At 60.5% G+C, this 21,894-nt stretch carries 20 protein-coding genes and 1 tRNA gene; 10 read left to right on the top strand and 11 right to left on the bottom strand.

The window, feature by feature from the left end:
- Position 1 precedes the first annotated feature (1 nt).
- Positions 2 to 1,207 carry a Zn-dependent hydrolase gene (locus IV89_RS03405; protein WP_037942837.1) on the top strand — a complete coding sequence of 402 codons (1,206 nt, stop codon included), beginning with the start codon at positions 2 to 4 and terminating at the stop codon, positions 1,205 to 1,207.
- On the opposite strand, the gene IV89_RS03410 is transcribed toward IV89_RS03405, so the two are convergent.
- The 4 genes from IV89_RS03410 to IV89_RS03425 all read right to left on the bottom strand — a co-directional run bounded on the left by IV89_RS03410 (position 1,196) and on the right by IV89_RS03425 (position 4,599).
- Positions 1,196 to 1,423 carry a WGR domain-containing protein gene (locus IV89_RS03410; RefSeq protein WP_005850193.1) on the bottom strand — a complete coding sequence of 76 codons (228 nt, stop codon included), beginning with the start codon at positions 1,421 to 1,423 and terminating at the stop codon, positions 1,196 to 1,198. The two genes, IV89_RS03405 and IV89_RS03410, sit on opposite strands and share 12 nt — an antisense overlap.
- Before the next feature lie 106 nt (positions 1,424 to 1,529).
- On the bottom strand, positions 1,530 to 2,000 hold the full coding sequence (locus IV89_RS03415; protein WP_037942838.1) for a GNAT family N-acetyltransferase: 471 nt from the start codon (positions 1,998 to 2,000) through the stop codon (positions 1,530 to 1,532).
- Entirely contained in the window at positions 1,991 to 2,692 is a 702-nt protein-coding gene (locus IV89_RS03420; RefSeq protein WP_005850190.1) for a response regulator transcription factor, read from the bottom strand. Before IV89_RS03420 ends, IV89_RS03415 begins: the two co-directional genes overlap by 10 nt.
- Positions 2,689 to 4,599 (bottom strand): PAS-domain containing protein, encoded by a 1,911-nt coding sequence (locus IV89_RS03425; RefSeq protein WP_037942839.1) that lies wholly within the window; start codon positions 4,597 to 4,599, stop codon positions 2,689 to 2,691. Before IV89_RS03425 ends, IV89_RS03420 begins: the two co-directional genes overlap by 4 nt.
- A 205-nt stretch (positions 4,600 to 4,804) precedes the next feature.
- On the opposite strand from IV89_RS03425, the gene IV89_RS03430 reads away from it, so the two are divergent.
- From IV89_RS03430 to IV89_RS03465, 8 genes are all read left to right on the top strand, one after another.
- Positions 4,805 to 6,775 carry an AMP-binding protein gene (locus IV89_RS03430; RefSeq protein ID WP_037942841.1) on the top strand — a complete coding sequence of 657 codons (1,971 nt, stop codon included), beginning with the start codon at positions 4,805 to 4,807 and terminating at the stop codon, positions 6,773 to 6,775.
- An 85-nt stretch (positions 6,776 to 6,860) separates the two neighbouring features.
- Positions 6,861 to 7,670: an ABC transporter ATP-binding protein gene (locus IV89_RS03435; protein WP_174226616.1), complete on the top strand. Its 810-nt coding sequence runs from the start codon at positions 6,861 to 6,863 to the stop codon at positions 7,668 to 7,670.
- A gap of 35 nt (positions 7,671 to 7,705) precedes the next feature.
- Positions 7,706 to 8,695: a branched-chain amino acid ABC transporter permease gene (locus tag IV89_RS03440; protein WP_037942843.1), complete on the top strand. Its 990-nt coding sequence runs from the start codon at positions 7,706 to 7,708 to the stop codon at positions 8,693 to 8,695.
- 75 nt (positions 8,696 to 8,770) lie between these two features.
- Positions 8,771 to 9,847, top strand: a complete 1,077-nt coding sequence (locus IV89_RS03445) for a branched-chain amino acid ABC transporter permease (protein WP_005850182.1) — start codon at positions 8,771 to 8,773, stop codon at positions 9,845 to 9,847.
- 97 nt (positions 9,848 to 9,944) lie between these two features.
- Complete coding sequence (locus IV89_RS03450; protein WP_005850180.1) at positions 9,945 to 11,225, top strand: ABC transporter substrate-binding protein; 1,281 nt, start codon at positions 9,945 to 9,947, stop codon at positions 11,223 to 11,225.
- Positions 11,226 to 11,301: 76 nt separating this feature from the next.
- On the top strand, positions 11,302 to 12,138 hold the full coding sequence (locus IV89_RS03455; RefSeq protein ID WP_037942846.1) for an ABC transporter ATP-binding protein: 837 nt from the start codon (positions 11,302 to 11,304) through the stop codon (positions 12,136 to 12,138).
- A gap of 63 nt (positions 12,139 to 12,201) precedes the next feature.
- Positions 12,202 to 13,428 carry an AMP-binding protein gene (locus IV89_RS03460; protein WP_037942847.1) on the top strand — a complete coding sequence of 409 codons (1,227 nt, stop codon included), beginning with the start codon at positions 12,202 to 12,204 and terminating at the stop codon, positions 13,426 to 13,428.
- Between the two features lie 136 nt (positions 13,429 to 13,564).
- A complete protein-coding gene (locus IV89_RS03465) occupies positions 13,565 to 15,235 on the top strand; it encodes an iron ABC transporter permease (protein WP_037942890.1) in 1,671 nt (556 codons plus the stop codon).
- An 84-nt stretch (positions 15,236 to 15,319) separates the two neighbouring features.
- On the opposite strand, the gene IV89_RS03470 is transcribed toward IV89_RS03465, so the two are convergent.
- The 4 genes from IV89_RS03470 to IV89_RS03485 form a co-directional block, all read right to left on the bottom strand.
- Positions 15,320 to 16,336 carry a Fe(3+) ABC transporter substrate-binding protein gene (locus tag IV89_RS03470; RefSeq protein ID WP_037942848.1) on the bottom strand — a complete coding sequence of 339 codons (1,017 nt, stop codon included), beginning with the start codon at positions 16,334 to 16,336 and terminating at the stop codon, positions 15,320 to 15,322.
- 130 nt (positions 16,337 to 16,466) lie between these two features.
- Entirely contained in the window at positions 16,467 to 17,333 is an 867-nt protein-coding gene (gene yghU / locus IV89_RS03475; protein WP_037942849.1) for a glutathione-dependent disulfide-bond oxidoreductase, read from the bottom strand.
- Positions 17,334 to 17,505: 172 nt separating this feature from the next.
- Positions 17,506 to 17,631, bottom strand: a complete 126-nt coding sequence (gene ykgO, locus IV89_RS03480; protein WP_005850168.1) for a type B 50S ribosomal protein L36 — start codon at positions 17,629 to 17,631, stop codon at positions 17,506 to 17,508.
- 76 nt (positions 17,632 to 17,707) lie between these two features.
- Positions 17,708 to 17,782, bottom strand: a tRNA-Val gene (locus IV89_RS03485).
- A gap of 150 nt (positions 17,783 to 17,932) precedes the next feature.
- Here IV89_RS03485 and IV89_RS03490 point away from each other — a divergent pair.
- Positions 17,933 to 18,793: an N-formylglutamate amidohydrolase gene (locus tag IV89_RS03490; RefSeq protein WP_037942850.1), complete on the top strand. Its 861-nt coding sequence runs from the start codon at positions 17,933 to 17,935 to the stop codon at positions 18,791 to 18,793.
- On the opposite strand, the gene IV89_RS03495 is transcribed toward IV89_RS03490, so the two are convergent.
- From IV89_RS03495 to IV89_RS03505, 3 genes are all read right to left on the bottom strand, one after another.
- Positions 18,794 to 20,047, bottom strand: coding sequence for a DNA polymerase IV (locus IV89_RS03495; protein ID WP_037942852.1), 1,254 nt, complete (start codon positions 20,045 to 20,047; stop codon positions 18,794 to 18,796).
- A 325-nt stretch (positions 20,048 to 20,372) separates the two neighbouring features.
- Positions 20,373 to 21,062: an orotidine-5'-phosphate decarboxylase gene (pyrF, locus tag IV89_RS03500; protein ID WP_037942853.1), complete on the bottom strand. Its 690-nt coding sequence runs from the start codon at positions 21,060 to 21,062 to the stop codon at positions 20,373 to 20,375.
- 218 nt (positions 21,063 to 21,280) lie between these two features.
- A complete protein-coding gene (locus IV89_RS03505; protein ID WP_037942855.1) occupies positions 21,281 to 21,595 on the bottom strand; it encodes a hypothetical protein in 315 nt (104 codons plus the stop codon).
- Between the last annotated feature and the right edge of the window lie 299 nt (positions 21,596 to 21,894).

Genomic DNA, 21,894 nt, shown 5'->3' on the forward strand with positions numbered 1-21,894 from the left:
CATGCAGATCAACCCCGACCGCTTTCTCGCCGACCTTCACAAATTGCGTTCGTTCGGCGCAGCGGGGGTGGGCAAAGGGGTGGTCCGCCCGGCCTATAGCGACGCCGATGTCGCCGCGCGGGACTGGCTGGCCGATCAGATGCGTGATGCCGGACTGCGGGTTGAAATGGACCAGATGGGCAATCTTTTCGGCTTGGCAGATGGGCCGTCGCTATTGATGGGGTCGCATTCCGATAGCCAGCCCGAAGGCGGATGGCTGGACGGCGCGCTTGGCGTGATTGCCGCGCTTGAAGTCGCCCGCGCCGCAGCCGAGGCCGGCGGCCCCGCGATCTCTGTCGTGTCGTTTCAGGATGAAGAGGGGCGGTTTGGCGTCACCACGGGCAGCGCCGTTTGGGGCGGGCATCTGGATCAGGCCGCCGCCGATGCGCTGACCGATCATGCGGGTGTGACCCTTGGTGACGCGCGTCAGGCCGTGGCGCATCTGGTCACGGGGGAGGTGTCGCCCGATCCGTTCACCGGCTTTGTCGAGTTGCATATCGAACAGGGGCCGGCGCTGGATACCAGCGGCGAACAGATTGGCGTGGTCACCGATATCGTCGGCATCCGCGACATGAAGATCACCTTTGACGGGCAGCAGAACCACGCGGGCACCACACCGATGCATCTGCGCCGCGATGCGTTTCAGGCGGTCTCTGCCTTCAATGCCGCGTTGAATGACCGGCTGCGCAATGTCGTCACACCGCAAACCGTCTGGACCATCGGCCATGTTGCGCTGCACCCAAATGCATCCTCTATCGTGCCGGGGCGTGCGGTATTTTCGATGCAGTGGCGCGACGCGGATGCGGACCGTCTGGGCCGGATGGAACAGATCATCCGCGACACCGCCACCGAGATCGCGGCGCAGCAGGGGCTGACGGTCAGCTTTGGCACAATGCTGGGGCTGGAACCCGTCGCGATGGACCCGGTCCTGCGCACCGCGCTGGAAGCCGGCGCGGAAGAAGTCGCGCCGGGCAACTGGCGCAAGATGCCGTCAGGGGCGCTGCATGACGCGACCAATGTGTCGCGCAAGATGCCGGTGGCGATGCTGTTTGTGCCGTCGATCGGGGGGCTGTCCCATACTTTCGAGGAAGACACGGACGAGGCCGATCTGGCGGCCGGTGTTCAGGTGCTTGCCCGCGCTGTGACGCGGCTGGGGTCAGTGACGTAGATAGCCGCGACGCTCGGCCCGTGTGCGATAGCGGTCTGCCATTTTTGACGCCTCGCGCAGGTTACCGAAACACTGGATTACCGCTTTGGGCTGGCCACCTGCGACGCCCCATTCGCGCAGGACAGAGACTTCGCTGAACAGGTTCATCGCGATTTCGACGCGATAGAACAGCCGTCTCTGGGCGGGGTTGGTCCTGTACAGCAAGCATTCGATCATGGGTAGAATCTAGCGGGCCAAGGGGCAGGCGCGCAATAAAAAACGGCAGCACCCGAGGCAGAAAAGACAGCGGCGCCATCTGTGGCGGCAGGTGGCACCGCGTAGCTCAGGCGACGGTTTTGCGCAGGGTGATGCTGGTGGGGCGGTCAAACCCCGCGTGCGCTGTGCGGGCATATTCGTGAAAGCCGAGCGCGCGAAAGGTGGCGTGATTGTCCAACAGCTCCACCCGCGTTTGCAGTTCCAGCTGGCCAAGGTGCAGGGCACGGGCACGGCTCTCGGCGTGGGTGATCAGATGGCGTGCCAGCCCCAGTCGCTGATGGCTGGGGGCGACGCAGAGCTTGCCCAGATAAAGAACCGCCGGTTTCACGCTCAGCACCACACACGCCACGGGCGGCGCGCCGATCGCCCAGATTTCATCTCTATCCGCCGTGCCTTGCAGCGATGGCAATGTGGTTTGGCCAAGCGAGCTTGGCGGGTCAATGCGCCCCTCCATATAGGCAAAGCAGTCGCGCATCAGATGCAGCACGTCGTCCAGATGGGGGCTGCCACCGCTGATGCGACGGGGGGTCAGCTCCATGTGACGTCGCCCAGAAAGATGTAGCCCGCGCCATAGATCGTCTTGATCAACTGCGGGTTTTTGGGGTCTTCGCGCAGTTTGGTCCGCAGCCGCGAAATCCGCACGTCCATCGCCCTGTCAAAGCTTTCAGAGGCGACGCCGCCAAGGCTCGACTGCATCTGCGCGCGGCTGAGCAGACGTTTGGGCGCGTCCAGAAACAGGCGCAGCACCTCCCCCTCCGCGTGGGAGAAGGGGGTTTCGACGCCGCTTTCATCCTCAAGCGCGTAGCGGTCGAAATGCGCCTTCCACCCGCTGAACGCGGCGACGGTGCCGGCTTGCGGCGTGGGTTTGGCGCTGCGCAGACGGGCACGGATACGGGCGACGACCTCTGCCGGATCAAAGGGCTTGATGATGTAGTCATCCGCGCCAAGTTCCAGTCCCGTGACGCGGTCCTGCACCTGTGCGCGGCCCGAGATGATGATCACGATGGCCCCTTGTTCCAGCGCCAGTCGATGCACCAGCGTCAGCCCGTCTGAATCCGGCAGGGACAGGTCCACCAGACAGACATCGGGGGTGTGGGTCGCCAAGGCGGCCTCGAACGCGCGGGCGCGGCTGAACGACAGCGTGTCAAAGCCCGCTTCCTCTAAAGCGTCGGCGAGAAGCGTGCGGATTTCTGGTTCATCGTCCAGAATGGTGACGAGGGGGCGGGTCATTGGGCGGCACTCTCTTTCGGGGCAATCAGCGCGGTCAGATCCGCAATCTCGAAGGGTTTGCGCAGCACAGGGGCAAGGGTTTGCGCCTCAAGAAACTGGGCATCATCGGGCGGTAGCGAGGTCATCAATACCAGCGGCGGCGCATCGGCGGGTAGGCGTTTGGCAAGGTCCAGCCCCGTCGCCTCGCCCATAAGCTGGATGTCGGACAGGATCAGCGCGATGTCGGGTAGATCGGCCAGCAGGGCGGTGGCCTCATCCGCGCTGGCAGCTTCGATCACGGAATGGCCCAGCCCCATCAACATGTCTCGCACCAGCGCGCGCAGGTCATCCGCGTCTTCGACCAGCAGAACCAGTCCGGTGGTGGCAGCTACGGCGGGGCGGTAGGGCAGCCGCATGGTCACCTGCGCGCCATGGGCCGTATTGCCAAGGCGCAGATCGCCCCCCGCCGATTTCACCATGTCATAGACCATCGGCAGCCCCAGCCCCGATCCTTCGGCCCCTTTGGTGGTAAAAAACGGATCAAACCCGTGTTCTAGCGCCGAGGGCGAAAAACCGGGGCCGGTATCGCGCAAGACCCATTCGATCCATGTGTCATGGACCTGTCGCACTTCGAGCGAGATCGCCCCCGCGGCCCCGCAGGCATCGCGGGCGTTCAGGATCAGGTTCAACAGCCCGTCCTGCACCAGACCGCTGTCCAGCAGTACGGGGGTGTCACCCATCTGGTTGTCGATGCTTAGCGTCATGCCCTTGGGCAGGGTGGGGCGCGCGATCAGGGTCAGATCTTCAAGCAGCCGCGGGATATGGGTCGCAGTCGGACGCAGCGTGCGCGCGCCTGTCATATCGGCGATAGAGCTGAGCAACGTGCCGCCCCGGCGCGCCGCGGCAAGGGTGCCTTCGATGAGGGGGGCGGCCTCTGCCGGTTGGCCGTCCAGCCGCCCCAGCCGGGACTGCAGGCCAAGAATGATCGTCAGCAGGTTGGAAAAATCATGCGCCAGCCCCGAGATCACCTGCGCCGCGATCTCGCGTCGTCGGGTTTGCTGCAGGGCGACACGGTTCTGGGTTTCCTCGGTCACATCCATCGACAGGATATAGACCCCGCCGTTTGTATCGGGGGTAAAGGCGCCGCGGATGCGCCGGGCGCTCATCTCGTCCGTGAATTCGATCACCGACGGCTTTCCGGCAAAGGCCTGGGTGAGCGAAGGGGCGATAGAGTCGTAGGCCTGCTGACCCAGAACCTCTGCGATATGGCGGCCGATCAGATCCGCGCGCCGCCCCGGCATGACAGAGGCCAACCGCCGGTTTGAATAGGTGTAACAGGCGTTTGCATCCACATGGGCAATATGGGCCGGCATCATTTCTGTGGTCAGCCGCGTGCGGGCTTCGGACAGGGTGAGCTGGCGTTTTGCCTCTTCCAGCGCGGTGTTCATCGCGGCAAGTTCGCGGTTGGTGGCTGACAGTTCTTCGGCGTGGGCCAGCACCTGCCCCGACAGGGCATCAGACCGGGCGCGCAGCAGTGCCTCTTGCTGTTTGGTGCGGGTGATGTCGGTGTAGACGGTGACCCAGCCGCCTTGGGGCAGGGGGGAGCCTTCGACCGAGATGGTGCGGCCATTGGCGCGGGTACGTTCCATGTAATGGGGTTCAAATGCGCGGGCCTGTTCCACCCTTTCGGCCACAAAATGCGCCACGTCGTCCACGTCACCGTATTCACCCAACTGTGCCAGCAGGGTGATCGTTTCCTGAAAGCTCGCACCGGGGGTGACCAGCGCTTTGGGGAGGTCGAACATCTGCTGGAACGGTGCATTACACAGCACCAGCCGCAAATCCGCGTCATAGATCGTCAGCGCTTGCGCGATCAGGTTCAGCCCCGCAGCGGTCATGAGTTTTGTCTGGTGATCGTCGATCTGCATGCAGCCTCCCCCAGCGGCAGACTGCACCATCCCCACAGCGCCGCCAAGCGCAACCTTGGGAAATCACGCCTGTTACAATTCGTTAGAATTGAGAAATCATTAGGTAAAAGTTGACGCAGAGCATCAGGTCAACATCATGGTGTGACATCAGAATCGCACCAGCGATCGACCTGCCGAAAAAGAGCAGGGTTTGGGAGGAAGACATTTGGCTCACACGCTCGTGAGCGCCGACGGACCGCAATCGGTTCCGGCGCTGCTGCATCGTAATGCAAAGCAATTTGCGAACGCGCCTGCGTATCGCGAAAAAGAATATGGCATCTGGCAAAGCTGGACGTGGGCACAGACCCGCGACGAGGTCGAAGCGCTTGCGCTTGGCCTGCTGGAGCTTGGCGCGAACGAGGGTGACTTTATCGCCATCATCGGCCGCAACCGTCCCTATCTGTATTGGGCCATGATGGCCGCAGAGATGGTCGGTGCCGTGCCTGTGCCGCTGTATCAGGACGCCAACGCCGAAGAGATGGCCTATGTGCTGGATCATTGTGGCGCGCGTTTTGTGATCGCCGGTGATCAGGAACAGGTCGACAAGGTGCTGGACGTTCAGGATCAGCTGACCCAGTTCGAGCGTATGATCTATCTTGATCCACGCGGATTGCGCAAATACGACCACGCCGCGCTGGACCAGTATAGCGCCGTCCAGGACATGGGCCGCAAGGCCCGCGACAAGCACATCAAAGAGCTTGAGGCGCGTCAGGCCAAGCTGGACTACGACAGCACGGGCGTCATGCTGTATACCTCTGGCACCACGGGCAAGCCCAAAGGTGTGGTGCTGAGCAACCGCAATATTATCGAGACGGCCAAATCCTCTTCCGCTTTCGACAAGCTGCGTCAGACGGACGATATTCTGGCCTATCTGCCGATGGCCTGGGTGGGGGATTTCATCTTTTCCGTCGGGCAGGCGCTGTGGACAGGCTTCTGCACGAACTGCCCTGAAAGCGCGGACACGATGCATGTGGACCTGCGCGAGATCGGCCCGACCTATTATTTCGCTCCACCGCGCGTGTTCGAAACCCAGCTGACATCGGTGATGATCCGGATGGAGGACGCGAGCCGTTTCAAAAAATGGCTGTTCGACAAATTCATGGCCCATGCGCGCAAGGTGGGCCCCGCCATTCTGGACGGTAAATCCGTCGGAGCGATGGACCGTGCGAAATACGCCCTGGGCGAGCTGATGATCTATGGCCCGCTGAAAAACACGCTTGGCCTCAGCCGCGTGCGCGTCGGCTATACCGCGGGCGAGGCGATCGGGCCGGAGATTTTCGATTTCTACCGCTCGCTCGGGATCAACCTGAAACAGCTTTATGGCCAGACCGAAGCCACCGTCTTTATCACCGCGCAGCCCGATGGCGAAGTGCGCAGTGACACGGTCGGCGTGACCTGCCCCGGCGTGGAGCTGAAGATCGCCGAGAACGGCGAAGTCTTCTACCGCAGCCCCGGCGTTTTTGTGGAGTATTACAAGAACCCCGAAAGCACCGCCGATACCAAGGATGCCGAAGGCTGGGTCGCGACAGGCGACGCGGGCTTTATCGAGGAAGGCACCGGGCATCTGCGCATTATCGACCGCGCCAAAGACGTTGGCAAAATGGCCAATGGCAGCCTGTTCGCGCCGAAATACGTGGAAAACAAGCTGAAGTTCTTCCCCAACATCCTTGAAGCGGTGGTATTCGGGAACGGACGCGACGAATGCACCGCCTTTATCAATATCGACCTGACCGCGGTCGGAAACTGGGCGGAGCGCAACAACATCGGCTATGCGTCCTATCAGGAACTGGCGCGGCATCCGCAGGTGATGGACACGATCCAGAGCCATGTGGAAGAGGTCAACGCCTCTATCGCAGAAGACGAAATGCTGTCGGGCTGTCAGGTGCATCGCTTTGTTGTGCTGCACAAGGAACTTGATGCCGACGACGGAGAGCTGACGCGCACGCGCAAAGTCCGTCGCAAGGTCATCGGCGAGAAGTTCGACGATATCATCACCGCGCTCTACGACGGGTCGCCCTCTGTCAGCACGGTTACTGAAGTGACCTATGAAGACGGGCGCAAGGGGTCGATCTCGGCCACGCTGGAGGTGCGCGATGCCAAGGTGTTCGCAGACACCCGCAAGATGGCCGCGCAATGAGCGTGACATCAGGCGGAGCATGCGGGCGCTGCGGTTGCGCAGTGGATTTTAAGACCATTTGGAAGGGGGCTGCGGCGTGAAAGATATGACCGACGGCTATGTCACAGCGGATGGGCGCCAGATTGGCCCCGTTGTGATGGAAATGAAAAACATCACCCTGCGGTTCGGTGGGGTGGAGGCGATCAAGGATATCTCTTTCGACATCCGTCAGGGCGAGATCCGCGCGATCATCGGCCCGAATGGCGCGGGCAAATCATCCATGCTGAACGTGATCAGCGGGTTCTATGTGCCGCAGGAAGGCGAGGTCTGGTACAAGGGCAGCCGCCGTCCGGCGATGAAACCCTTTGAGGTGGCGCAGCAGGGGATCGCACGCACGTTCCAGAACATCGCCCTGTTCGAAGGGATGTCGGTGCTGGACAACGTCATGACGGGGCGTTTGACCAATATGAAGACCGGCATGTTCTGGCAGTCGATCTGGAAGGGCAAAGCGGAGCGCGAAGAGACCGCGAACCGCGAAGTCGCCGAAAAGATCATCGATTTCCTTGAGATTCAGGCGATCCGCAAGACGCCCGTGTCGCGTTTGTCCTACGGCTTGAAGAAACGGGTCGAACTGGCCCGCGCGCTGGCCGCCGAGCCGTCGATCCTGCTGCTGGATGAACCGATGGCAGGCATGAACGTCGAGGAAAAAGAGGACATGAGCCGCTTTATTCTGGATGTGAACGATGAATTCGGCACGACGATTGCCCTGATCGAACACGATATGGGCGTTGTGATGGACCTGAGCGACCGTGTGGTCGTGATGGATTACGGCAAGAAGATCGGCGACGGCACCCCGAGCGAGGTGCGCAACAACCAAGACGTGATCGACGCATATCTGGGGGTTGCACATGACTGATTTTGCCACTGGTTTTGCGATGGGGAGGGTCTGATATGCCTGAGCAACTGGCCTTTACAATCGAGGTGTTCCTGAACGGGCTGATGGCGGGGGTGCTGTATGCACTGGTCGCCCTGGGGTTTGTTCTGATCTACAAAGCCTCGGGTATTTTTAACTATGCCCAAGGGGTTATGGCGCTGTTTGCGGCCCTGACTCTGGCAGGGATCATTGACGGGCAGGTGCCGTTTAGCCACCTGATCAACGCAATCCTGGGCACGGATATTCACCATTTCGGCTGGCACGTGCCGGCGTTCCTCGCGATTTTGCTGACGATGGTGGTGATGATCGCGCTGGCCTATGCGGTGCAGCGGTTGGTCTTCCGCCATCTGGTCGGGCAAGAGCCGATCATCCTCTTCATGGCGACCATCGGTCTGGCCTATTTCCTGGAAGGGGTGGGCGATCTGATGTGGGGGTCCGACATCAAGTCTATGGATGTGGGGCTGCCGCAGGGGCTGAACACCTGGATCGATGACACCACCTTTAACGCCTTTGGCTACGGGTTCTTTATCGATAATCTGGATATCGTGGCCAGCATCATTGCCGCGTTGCTGGTGATCGGCTTGGTGATGTTCGCGCAATACACCAAACAGGGCCGCGCCATGCGGGCTGTGGCGGATGACCACCAAGCGGCTTTGTCTGTCGGCGTGTCACTGAACTTTATCTGGATCCTCGTATGGTCGCTGGCGGGCTTTGTCGCCCTTGTCGCGGGCATTATGTGGGGCACGAAATCGGGGGTTCAATTCTCGCTCTCGCTGATCGCGCTGAAGGCGTTGCCGGTGCTGATGCTAGGGGGGTTCACCTCTATCCCCGGTGCCATCGTCGGCGGCTTGATCATCGGTGTGGGGGAGAAGCTGTTCGAATTCCTGATCGGTGCGCCATTCCTTGGCGGTGCGACAGAGAACTGGTTCGCCTACATGCTGGCGCTGATCTTTCTGGTGTTCCGTCCGCAGGGCTTGTTCGGGGAGAAGATCATTGAACGTGTGTAGTTTTGGCAACTCCCTGACCGGGGCTTTGCCCCGGAACCCAGGATTTAAAACCATTTGGAACGGGGGGAGCATCTGATGTTCTATCGTGAAGCCGGGGATTTCAGCGCCTCATACGAAGAAGACAGCCAGACGTTTCCGATCAAGTTCGACCGGTATCGCTATTATCTGGTGCTGTTCATCGCCATCGCCGTGATCCCGTTTGTGATCAATGACTATTGGGTAAACTCGCTGTTCCTGCCGTTCCTGATCTATGCCATTGCGGCGATCGGGCTGAACATTCTGGTGGGCTATTGCGGGCAGGTGAGCTTGGGGACCGGTGGCTTTATGGCCGTGGGGGCCTATGCCTGCTACAAATTCATGACCGCCTTTCCCGACGTGAGCATGCTGGTGCATGTGTTGCTGTCGGGGTTGGTGACCGCCGGTGTCGGCGTGTTGTTCGGCCTGCCATCGCTGCGGATCAAAGGGTTCTATCTGGCCGTGGCAACGCTGGCGGCGCAGTTCTTTCTGGTCTGGCTCTTCAACCGTGTGCCGTGGTTCTACAACTACTCTGCCTCGGGCCAGATCAGCGCGCCGGAGCGGACATTCTTCGGAATCGAGATCACCGGACCGAATACGCAGGCCTGGGCGACCTATCTGTTCTGCCTGATGTTCGTGATCTTCAGCGCCTATGTAGCACGCAACCTGACCCGTGGGTCGGTGGGACGCAAATGGATGGCGATCCGTGATATGGACATCGCGGCCGAGATCATCGGGGTGAACCCGCTGCGGGCGAAACTGACGGCCTTTGCGGTCAGCTCTTTCTTCATCGGCATCTCGGGGGCGCTGTTCTTTGCGGTCTATCTGGGTGCGGTCGAAGTGGGCGAGGCCTTTGGCATCCAGAAATCGTTCCTTGTGCTCTTTATGATCATCATCGGCGGGCTGGGATCGATCTTTGGCAGCTTTGCCGGGGCGGCGTTCCTTGTGCTCTTGCCGGTTGCGTTGAAAATCGTGGGCGTCGACTGGTTCGGCTGGCCGACGGATATCGTTGCGCATCTGCAGCTTGTGATCGTGGGCGGGTTGATCATCATCTTCCTGATCGCGGAACCGCATGGGCTGGCCCAGCTATGGCGCGTCGCCAAGGAAAAACTGAGATTGTGGCCCTTCCCGCACTAGGGAAGGACGCATGGCCGGGGGGAGGAGACCCAAGGCCGAAGAAGAGACGACCGGGACAACCCGGCAAGATCGGATACATCCAAGGGAGGAAACACCGATGAAACTGAAGATGACTACGTTGGCGCTTGGCGCTGCTCTGGCTGCGGGCCCTGCAATGGCAGAGCTTGTATTCCCGTCGCTCAGCTATCGCACGGGCCCTTATGCGGCAAACGGGATTCCTTTTGCCGACGGCTATGCGGATTACTTCACGCTGCTGAACGAACGTGATGGCGGTATCGGTGGCGAACCGATCCGGATGATCGAATGTGAAACCGGCTATAACACCGAAAAGGGTGTGGAATGCTATGAAAGCACCAAGGGCGAAGGCGCGCTGGTCTATCAACCGCTGTCCACCGGCATCACCTATCAGCTGATCCCCAAAGCGACGGCAGATGGCATCCCTGTCCACTCCATGGGGTATGGCCGGACATCGGCCAAAGACGGGTCGGTGTTCAAGAATATCTTCAACTACCCCACCAACTACTGGGACGGCGCTTCGGTCGCGATCAAGCACCTGCTGGATCTGAACGGTGGCAGCCTTGAAGGTAAGAAAATCGCGCTGGTCTATCACAACTCTGCCTACGGCAAAGAGCCGATCCGCACCCTGGAAGAGTTGGGCAAAAAGCACGGGTTCGAACTGTCCTTGCTGCCCGTTGATCACCCCGGTCAGGAACAGAAATCCCAGTGGTTGCAGATCCGTCGTGAAAAGCCGGACAATGTGATCATGTACGGTTGGGGTGTGATGAACCAGGTCGCCGTGCAGGAAGCCGCGAACATCCGCTATCCGATGGATCAGTTCATCGGCATCTGGTGGTCCGGTTCTGAAAACGACGTGCGTCCAGCGGGCGACAAAGCCAATGGCTACAAGGCGCTGACGTTCCACAACGTGGGCGATGACTTCCCCGTGTTCGACGACATCCAGAAGTATGTTGTTGATACTGGCAAGGCCGCAGGTGCGGGCGACCAGATCGGGACCGCTTTGTATAACCGTGGTCTTTACGCCGCGATGCTGGCTGCCGAAGCTGCCAAAACGGCGCAGGGTATCCATGACACCAAGGCGCTGACACCAGCGCAGATGCGGGACGGCATGGAAGCACTGGAAATCACCGAAGCCAAGATGGCGGATCTGGGTCTGCCGAACTTTGGGCCAGAGTTCACGGTGTCTTGTGAAAACCACGGCGGTAACGGCTATGGTGCTGTGGCGCAGTGGGATGCTGCTGCCGACAGCTGGAGCCTGATCACCGACTACATCCAGTCGGACCAAGACGTGCTGGCCCCGCTGGTGACCGAAGATGCGCAGGCCTTTGCCGCGGAATCCGGTATCGAACCCAGCTGCTAAGCGCAGCCCTTGAACAAGGGCGCGGCGGCATTGTTGCCGCGCCCGACCCCCACGCCACCTAGTGAAAGAGACACCCATGCTGGATGCCACCCCAACGCCCGACGCGCAGGTCGAGACCCTTCTTGAGGTCAATAATATCGAGGTGATCTATAACTCGGTCATTCTGGTGCTGAAGGGCGTGAGCCTGAAGGTGCCCAAGGGCGGTATCACGGCCCTGTTGGGCGGCAATGGCGCGGGCAAGACCACGACGCTCAAGGCGATTTCCAACCTGCTGCATTCCGAACGGGGCGAGGTCACCAAAGGGTCGATCAAATACCGCAATGATCCGGTGCACAAGCTCGACCCCGCAGAGATGGTGAAACGGGGTGTCGTGCAGGTGATGGAGGGGCGGCATTGCTTTGAACACCTGACCATCGAAGAGAACCTGCTGACCGGTGCCTATACCCGCAGCGACGGCAAGGCGGCGATCGCCCGTGATCTGGAAATGGTGTACGACTATTTCCCACGGCTGCGCGAACGGCGCAAATCGCAAGCGGGCTATACCTCGGGCGGGGAACAGCAGATGTGCGCCATTGGTCGTGCCCTGATGTCGCGTCCTGAAACGATCCTGCTGGACGAGCCATCGATGGGTCTTGCGCCGCAGTTGGTCGAACAGATTTTCGAGATCGTCAAATCGGTGAATGAAAACGAAGGCGTGACCTTCTTGCTGGCCGAACAGAACACCAACGTTGCCCTGCGCTTTGCGCATTACGGCTATATTCTGGAATCCGGTCGCGTCGTGATGGACGGCCCTGCCGCCGACCTGCGCGAGAACCAGGACGTTAAGGAATTCTACCTTGGCATGTCGGACGAGGGGCGCAAATCCTTCCGCGATGTCCGCAGCTATCGGCGCCGCAAACGCTGGCTCAGCTGATCCAGCGCACGGCCCACGAGTTTTCCATTTCCTGACCACCCAGATGAATTGCGAGTAAGCGACATGGCACAGACGTCCTATTTTGACAGCCTAGAGACCCGCAGCCCCGAGACACGGGCGGCCGATCTCGCCCGGTCCTTGCCCGCGCAGATCGCACGGGCGCAGGCGCTGCCGGGCTATGCCGGATCGTTGGACGGGGTCGCGCCAGACACGATCACCAATGTCGAGGCGCTGGCCGCGCTGCCGGTTCTGCGCAAATCCGAGATCGGGAAACAGCAGGCGCAGTCGGCCCCCTTTGGCGGTTTCACCACCAAACCCGCCCATGCGTTTACCCATATCTTCCAGTCTCCCGGCCCGATCTATGAACCCTCGTCCGACGCGCCGGACTGGTGGCGCATGGGGCGGTTCCTGCATGCGGTGGGGATTGGCGAGGGCGACATCGTCCAGAACTGTTTTGGCTATCACCTGACACCTGCGGGCATGATCTTTGAATCCGGGGCGCGGGCTGTGGGGGCTGCGGTGCTGCCGGCGGGCACGGGGCAGACCGAACTGCAGGTCATCGCCGCGCGCGATATCGGCACGACCGCCTATGCTGGCACGCCGGATTACCTCAAGATCATTCTCGAAAAGGCGGATGAGATGGGGGTGACCCTTGGCATCACCAAAGCGGCCGTGGGCGGGGGCGCGCTGTTCCCGTCCTTGCGCGACTATTACGCAGAGCGGGGGATCACCTGTTTGCAAAGCTATGCAACGGCGGATCTGGGCAACATCGCCTACGAAAGCCCCGCCGCCGAAGGCATGATCGTGGATGAGAATGTAATCGTCGAGATCGTGACCCCCGGCACCGGCACCCCCGTCGCTCCGGGCGAGGTGGGCGAGGTCGTCGTGACCACCTTGAACCCCGACTATCCGCTGATCCGTTTCGCCACCGGCGACCTGAGCGCCGTACTGCCGGGGGCGTCTCCTTGCGGGCGGACCAATATGCGCATCAAGGGCTGGATGGGCCGTGCGGATCAGACCACCAAGATCAAGGGCATGTTCGTACGCCCCGAACAGGTCGCGGCGCTTGTTGCTAATCACCCCGAGGTCACGAAGGCCCGCGTGGTGGCAAGCCGTGCGAATGAACAGGACGTCATGACCGTGCATCTTGAGACGACGGGTGATGACGCGGACAGCTACGGTGCCTCTGTCGCCGCGCTTCTCAAGCTGAAGGGCAAGGTCGTGCTGGCCGCGCCGGGCAGCCTGCCCAACGACGGATTGGTGATCGAAGACCAGCGCAGCTATGACTGACCCGTGCTGAAGGCACGCATCCTGACACCGGAGATTCTGCTGCAAAGGCAGGATCACGCCTTTGCACCTGCGCCTCGCGCTACAATTTTCAGTCATCCCGCTGGTATTTCCGACTGAATTAGTCGAAACCGATTGCATGACGACACAGGATATCAATACAAGCCCCGCCGCCGTGAAACGATCGCGGGACGGCGTGCGTTTACTGGCGGGGGTTGCGGTCGCGATTGCGGCGACCTGTGCCTTGCCGATGGTGGCCGTTTTGCTGGCCGCGCTGGTTGGGGGCACCGATACCGTGCGCCACCTGATCGATACGGTGCTGCTGGGGTACGCGGGCACCACCCTTCTGCTGGTCGCAATGGTGGCCACGGGCACCTTTGCCTTGGGCGTGGGGACCGCGTGGCTGGTGACCATGACCCGCTTCCCCGGTGCCCGCATGCTTGAAATCGCGCTGGTGCTGCCGCTGGCCTTTCCCGCCTATGTGCTGGCCTATGCCTACACGCATATCCTTGACCACCCTGGAATCGTGCAAACGGTGCTGCGTGATGTCACGGGCTGGGGTCCGCGCGACTACTGGTTCCCGGAAATCCGGTCCCTTGGGGGCGCGGCCTTGATGCTGGTGCTGGTGCTTTATCCCTACGTCTACCTCTTGGCGCGCGCCGCGTTCCTGCAGCAATCCGCCACGACGTTTCTGGCCGCACGTGCCTTGGGTAGCAGTGCCTGGGCGGCCTTCTTCAAGGTGAGCCTGCCGCTGGCCCGACCGGCGATTGCCGCAGGTGTTCTGTTGACCGTCATGGAGACGATCGCCGATTTCGGCACCGTCGCCTATTTCAGTGTGCAGACCTTTGCGACGGGGATCTACACCAGCTGGTTTTCCCTGTTCGACCGCGCTGGTGCGGCGCAGCTTGCACTGTGTTTGCTCAGTTTTGCGCTGCTGCTCGCGATGCTGGAGCGTATCCAGCGCGGCAAGGCGCAATACCACGATCCGGCGCGTCGTGCCGTGGCGATGCCGCCCGCGCAGCTTAAGGGGTGGCAGGCCGCCGCCGCGATGCTGGCCTGCGGTATTCCCGTTGTCTTTGGGGCGATCCTGCCGGTGATCGTGCTGATCTGGATGGGCATCGGGTCAGAGCAAGACCTGCTGAGCCCGCGCTATCTGGGCTTCATCCGCAACTCTGCCACGCTGGCGGGAGTGGCGGCGGTGCTGACTGTGGCCGCTGCAGTCTGCGTGGGGTTCTTCCAGCGGTTGCGTCCGGGCAAGCTGTCGTTCGGTGCAGGCTATATCGCGCGGTTGGGCTATGCGGTGCCGGGCGGGGTGATTGCCGTGGGGCTGATGGTGCCCTTTGCGACCTTTGATAACCAGCTTGATGCCTGGATGCGCAGCACCTTTGACATATCGACCGGGCTGCTGGTCACCGGGTCGATATGGCTGCTTGTCGCCGCCTATATGGTACGCTTCCTTGCGGCGGCTCTGGGGGCGTATGAGGGGGGGCAGGCGATGGTGCATGCCAATATGGACTCTGCCGCACGGTCATTGGGGGAAACCCCTGTGGGCACGCTGCGCCGTGTGCATCTACCGATTCTGTCGCCAAGCCTGCTGACCGCGCTGCTGATTGTTTTCGTCGATGTGATGAAAGAGCTGCCTGCAACGCTGATCATGCGACCGTTCAACTACGACACGCTGGCGGTACAGGCCTACCGGCTGGCAAGCGACGAGCGGCTGGACGGGGCGGCGGTGCCGAGCCTTGTGATCGTGGCAATGGGATTACTGCCCGTGATCCTGATCTGCCGTCAGGTCGGACGGCAGAAATAGACATTTCCCTTTGCGCATGAAAAAACCGCACCGGCCAGGGGCAGATGCGGTTCAATGTCGTGTCTCTGCCGTGGCAGGCTGGGATTATTCCCAACCAACCGCGTTAAAGATTTTCTGTGCTGTGGGGATGTTCTTGGCCACTTCGGACAGGTTCACCTCGTCTGCTTTGAACTCGCCCAGCTTCTCGACCGATTCCGCAAGCTCTACACCTTCGACGGCGGGGAATTCGTCATTGCCTGCAGAGAAGTAGGCCTGCGCGCTGTCGGAGGACAGATACTCGAGGAACTTGACCGCGTTGTCACGGTTTGGCGCATTTGCTGCAACACCGGCACCCGACAGGTTCATGTGCGCGCCGTTGCCTTCCTGGTCGGGGAACACCAGACCGATTTTATCCAGATCGGCGCTCAGCCCGTCTACTTCGGTGCGGATGGCACGGGCAAAGTAGTAGGAGTTCGAGACGGAGATTTCGCATTCGCCCGATACCAGACCGCGCAGCTGGTCGGTGTCACCGCCCTGTGGTGCACGTGCCATGTTGTTCACAACGCCCTGTGCCCATTCGGTGGCTTTCTCTTCACCGTGGTGCGTGACCAACGCCGCCAGCAGGGTCTGGTTGTAGGAGTTGGTGGAGGAACGGATGCAGACCTGACCTTCATAGGCAGGATCGGCAAGATCCAGATAGTTCTGTGGCGGGTTGTCTACAGCGTCCTTGCTGTAAAAGATGATCCGCGCGCGCTGCGAAAAGCCGAACCAGTCGTTGTCGGCGTCTTGCAGGTTGCTGGGGATACGCTCTTCGAGGATGTCGCTGTCAACGGATTGCAGCAGGCCCATTTCCTTGGCGCGGCTCAGGCGGCTGGTGTCGACGGTGATCAGAACGTCCGCGGGGGAGTTTGCACCCTCGGCTTCCATACGCGCCAGTAGCTCGTCTGCTTTGCCTTCGATGCGGTTGATGGTGATGCCGGTCTGCTCGGTAAAGTCGGAATACAGACGCTCGTCTGTGTCGTAGTGACGCGAGGAGTAGAGGTTCAGCTGCCCTTCGGCCAATGCTGGCATCGCAACTGTGGCCATCAAGGCGGCCGTGAAAGCGGATTTCGTCAGAGTCATCAGGTGACCTCCATCTGTGTAAAACTTATAAAAAAAGTAAGAAACAGATTTGAGGGCTGATATCAAGGAATACTTGAGTGAATTAATAGGACAAGCGTCTTGCCGCGTGGGGGCGGCAAGACGCGCGGGATCAGTCGCCGATTTTGTCCTGAGTCTTTGTATCAAAATCGCTGGCATCGTGTCGTTCGTGCAGCTGCATTTCGGGTTCACCGAACGGTCGGTTGACCATGCGACCACGTGTAACGGCAGGGCGCGCGTCGATCTTCTTGGCCCATTTCATCAGGTTTTCGTAGGAATCGACATTCAGGAACTCTGCTGCGTCATAGAGACGGCCCAGAACCAGCTGCCCGTACCATGCCCAGATCGCCATATCCGCGATCGAATATTCGCCCGCCATATATTCGTTATCGGCAAGGTGACGATCGAGCACGTCAAGCTGGCGCTTGGTCTCCATCGCGAAACGGTCAATGCAGTACTTAATCTTGACCGGCGCATAGGCGTAGAAATGGCCGAAGCCGCCGCCAAGATAGGGCGCGCTGCCCATTTGCCAGAACAGCCACGACATACATTCGGTGCGCTGGCTTGGGTCTTTGGGGATGAATTCGCCGAACTTCTCGGCCAGATGCAGCATGATCGACCCGGATTCAAACAGGCGCTGTGGCGCGTCGCCGGACCGGTCCATCATCGCGGGAATTTTGGAGTTCGGGTTGATGTCGACAAAGCCGGATCCGAATTGATCCCCTTCGCCGATGTTGATCAGCCACGCGTCATACTCGGCGCCCTTGTGCCCGGCGGCGAGTAGTTCTTCCAGCAGCACGGTGACTTTGACGCCATTGGGCGTCGCGAGGGAGTAAAGCTGATAGGGATGTTTGCCGACCGGCAGCTCTTTGTCTGCGGTGGGGCCTGCGATGGGGCGGTTGATATTGGCGAATTTACCGCCATTGCCGGGTTCCCACTCCCATACGGCGGGTGGGGTGTAGTCGGGCAGATCGGTCATGAGATCCCTTTCAGTTCGTCTGATGAAGTCTGAAGAGAACCTAAGCGGTATTGGGGGGATCGCAAGAGGTCAGCACAGATTGGCTGGGGCAGGGGGGAGGCGCGGTTGACGGCGGCCCAAACGAAAAAAGCCGCCCCCGAAGGAGCGGCCTTTCATCAGATGCGCGCGAAGCTTAACCCTGACGGGCTTTGAAACGGCGCTGCGTTTTGTTGATTACGTAAACGCGGCCTTTGCGACGCACAACGCGGCAGTCACGGTGCCGGTTCTTGAGCGAGCGGAGCGAATTGCGAACCTTCATGGTCGTTCTCCTGTGTCGTGGCGCGGGCCAGCGCCGGGTTGCGGGCAGTTCAGCGAATGCTGAACCATGAATTAGGTGGTGGGCGATACTGGGATCGAACCAGTGACCCCTTCGATGTCAACGAAGTGCTCTACCGCTGAGCTAATCACCCCCTATGTAGCACGAAATTTGCACCCCAAACCAAATCGGGGCGCGAGATATTCGCGCCGGTAGCGGGGTCTATAAATAGAGTCGGAGGCATGATCAAGGGGTTTTGGCTTTGTAAAAACATGCGCTATGATCATTCTTGAAAGGTGCAACAATGCCACACATCGCCTACGAAGTCGTTCGCCCCGATCAAGCCCGTTCCTGCGCGGTGTTTGCATCCCCTCATTCGGGGCGGAATTACAGCTTTTCCTTCCTGCGGTCCACGGTGTTGGACGGGCATAGCATACGCTCGTCAGAGGACGCGTTTGTTGACCTTTTGTTTAATTCTGCCCCCCATTTCGGGGCTCCGTTTCTGATGGCGGGAGCCCCCCGTGCGTTCCTTGATCTGAACCGGTCCCGAGACGAGCTTGACCCGGCCCTGATCGAAGGGGTTCGGCGGCAGGCGCATAACCCGCGGGTTGCCTCCGGATTGGGGGTTATTCCGCGTGTCGTGGCGAACGGGCGCTCGATTTATCGGGGCAAATTAACACTGGATGAAGCACGGGCGCGAATCGCCACCTATTGGGTGCCGTACCACGATATGTTGCAAAGCCTGCTGAACGACGCTCGGGCGGATCACGGGCAGGCGATCTTGGTGGATTGCCATTCGATGCCGCACGAGGCGATGGATGGCGTCGCGCGTATGGGGTTGAAACGGCCTGAAGTGGTCTTGGGTGACCGGTTCGGCGCGGCAGCCAGCAGCGATGTTGTGGATCAGATAGAGGCCGCTTTCGTCAAGGCAGGGTTCACTGTCACACGGAACACGCCGTTTGCGGGGGCCTATATCACCCAAGCTTACGGTCGTCCGGCACGGGGGCAGCATGCGGTACAGGTCGAATTGGACCGGTCGCTGTATATGAACGAATCTCTGGTGCGCCCCAACGGTGATTTCGAGGATGTCCAAAAAGCGCTTCGCGGCGTTGTGGCAGAGATTGCGCGGATCCGTCCAGAAAGCCTCGCCCTCGCGGCGGAGTGATCAGCGCAGCGCACGCCCCTTGACGATTGCCTTGTCCCCGAACCGGTTGCGGATGGCATCTGTTGCCCGCTCTGCCTGACCCCGGCGGGCGGCATCCGGGTCCAGCAGGTCGCCCGCGGTATCGGCACCGTCAGCCGCGCTCAGGTCCGAAATGCCACACCCGAGCAGCCGGAAAGGCCCCGGTTCACCAAGCTGGTCAAACAGCCCGCGCGCGGTGCGGTAGATGCGGTCGGCCAGTTGCGTCGGGTCATACAGCGACACCCGCCGCGTGATCAGCGAGAAATCGGCCCGTTTGAGCTTGAGCACGACAACGCGGCCGGCAAGGTCTTTGGCCTTGGCGCGGTCCGCCACCTTTTGCGCCATGCGCCACAGATGGCCGTCCAGCAGGTCGGGGTCGGAGGTGTCTTCGTTGAAGGTGGTTTCGTTGCTGATGGATTTCATCGGTTCATGCGCGGAAACACGGCGGTTGTCTTGGCCGCGCGCCAGATGCCACAGGCGGTCGCCCATACTGCCGAAACGCGCGATCAGGTCGGTTCTTTCCCATCGCAGCAGGTCCGCGAAGGTCTGGATGCCGGCCTTGTTCAGAGATCCAAGCGTTGCCGCGCCCACGCCCCAGATCATGCTCACCGGTTTGTCGTTCAGAAACCTCTGTGTTTCTGCCTTGCCGATCACTGAAAACCCGTGCGGCTTATCAAGGTCAGAGGCGACTTTGGCCAGAAACTTGTTGTGTGACAGCCCGATTGATCCGGTTAGCCCCAGTTCGACCTTCATGCGACGCACCAGTCGCGCAAGCATCACGGCAGGGGGTGCCCCGTGAAGCTTGGTTGTGCCGGTCATGTCCAGAAACGCCTCGTCCAGCGACAGCGGCTGCAGGGCGGGGGTGAGCTCTTCCATCATGGCGCGGATCGCGCGGGAGGCTTCGACATATGCATCCATGCGTGGCTTGATGATGATCGCTTCGGGGCAGAGTTTCAGCGCCTGGAACATCGGCATGGCGGACCGGACCCCTTTGATCCGCGCGATATAGCAGGCGGTCGACACGACCCCACGGCGTCCGCCCCCGATGATCACGGGCTTGCCATTCAGCGCCGGATTGTCGCGTTTCTCCACGGATGCGTAGAAGGCATCGCAATCCATATGGGCGATGGAAAGGTCGAATAATTCGGGATGCGACGAGATGCGCGGGCTGCCGCAGGCAGAGCACCGGCGCGCAGGCGCGATTTCGGACAGGCAGTCTCGGCAGAGGGCGGGCATGGCGGTCAGGTAGGGTTAAGGGCTGGTTAACGCAAGTCTACCCGATCACACGCGACTTCGCCATGCACATACGTGCAGCGTCGGGTAGAGGGAGAAAAGTGGATGCGAGGTGGGCAAAGAAAGACCCCCGCCTGAAGCGGGGGGAGGTGACGGGCTTCAGGAAGAACCAGCCCGTCGGGGAGTATCACCAAAGTAAGGTTGCCATATGAATGTCATAAAACATACACGGAACTTCCAGTTGCTGGCAGCCAGTTCACGTTTGTTACCGATTTATCACATAGGCGAAAATGCGCTATTTGTTGGGTTTCGCGCATTTCGGCTGCGTTTAGGGCAGCTCTGCCAACACCGCGCGGGCGGCGGCGGCGGGGTCTTCGGCCTGCCAGATCGGACGGCCAACGACGATGTGATCCGCCCCGTCCAAGATCGCCTGACCCGGTGTTGCCACGCGTTTCTGGTCGCCAAGGGCCGCCCCGCTTGGTCGCACGCCGGGGGTGACGATCAGCTTGCCGTTGGCCTCGGGTAGGGCGCGGATCAGGCGCGCCTCTTGCGGGGAGGCGATGACGCCGTCAGCACCAGCCTCCAGCGCGCGCCCGGCGCGGGTCTGGACCAGATCGGGGATATCGCCCGACTGGATCATCGCCGCGTCCAGATCGTTGCGGTCCAGCGATGTCAGGATGGTCACCGCCAAAATCTTGGTGCGGGATCCTGCGGCGCCTTCCATCGCGGCGCGGACAACATGGGGGTCACCGTGCACGGTCAGAAAATCGAGGTCGAACTGGGCAAGCCCGCGCACCGCTGCTTCGACGGTCGCGCTGATATCGAACAGTTTCATGTCCAGAAAAATGCGTTTGCCGTGTTCCTGGATCAGCTCGTTCGCAAGCGCCAGGCCGCCGCCCGTCAACATGCCCAGACCAATTTTGTAAAAGCTCACCGCGTCGCCCAGCTTTTGGGTCAGTTCAAGGCCGGCAACAGCGTGGGGGACATCAAGGGCAACGATCAGGCGGTCATCTGACATGGGGCGGGCTCCGAAGTAATGAGATTTGGCAAACGCCGGAGGCTTACGGTGTTCGACATGACATGTCTATGAAAACAGGGATCGCGCAAAGAAAAAGGCCCGGGCAGCGCAATCGCTGTCCGGGCGAGTGTCAGAGACGTGCAGGCAGGCAGTTGTCTCTGGATTGGGCGGGACACGCGCCGGGACGGGCGCGCAGGCAGTTCCGCCGAAACTGTAAATCAGGCGGCGCGAAGGCCGGGAAGGTTGGCGACATGGCGCAACCAAGCTTTTGGATCGAACCGAGGGCGGCCACTTCGTTGTGCGGGCTTCTGGGCGCGGATCTCGGAATACATGCCGCCGCGGCTTATATGGCGACGCTCGGCTTGTTTGGTCAGGCCTTTGGCAGCTTGATCAAAGGACATCGTCATCGGCGCGTTGATGGCGCAGGCATATTTGCGGGACCGATCGCCATCGTGGACGGTGACCAAAGCTTCGAAGCATTGCTCTGCCGCGTTGTAGATAACGTCGTTCATCTGAATCTGGCGCGTCTGCATGTTCGTACCTCAAGGATTTGTTGTACTGGTTAAAGTCGGCTCGATTTGTTTTCGTTCATCTGCCAGTACAACGTATGTGTGACTAAATGGTTCCACTGGGGCGCATCCGTCATGTGGATAAATGTAAATTTTCGCTTAAAATCAGTCAATTAACATTTTTGTAATTATTTCTTGCCATGAGCGGCAAATTGCGAAACTGCACTTTTCTTGTGGGATTCCAATGTGTTCGCAATGTGGCGAAATCCCACCAGTCTGAAAAATAATCTTAAAAGGTGTATGTTTTTTGTTGACGCTTTTGT

It is taken from the genome of Sulfitobacter sp. CB2047 (assembly GCF_000735125.2).
In the GTDB taxonomy this organism is placed as follows: domain Bacteria; phylum Pseudomonadota; class Alphaproteobacteria; order Rhodobacterales; family Rhodobacteraceae; genus Sulfitobacter; species Sulfitobacter pontiacus.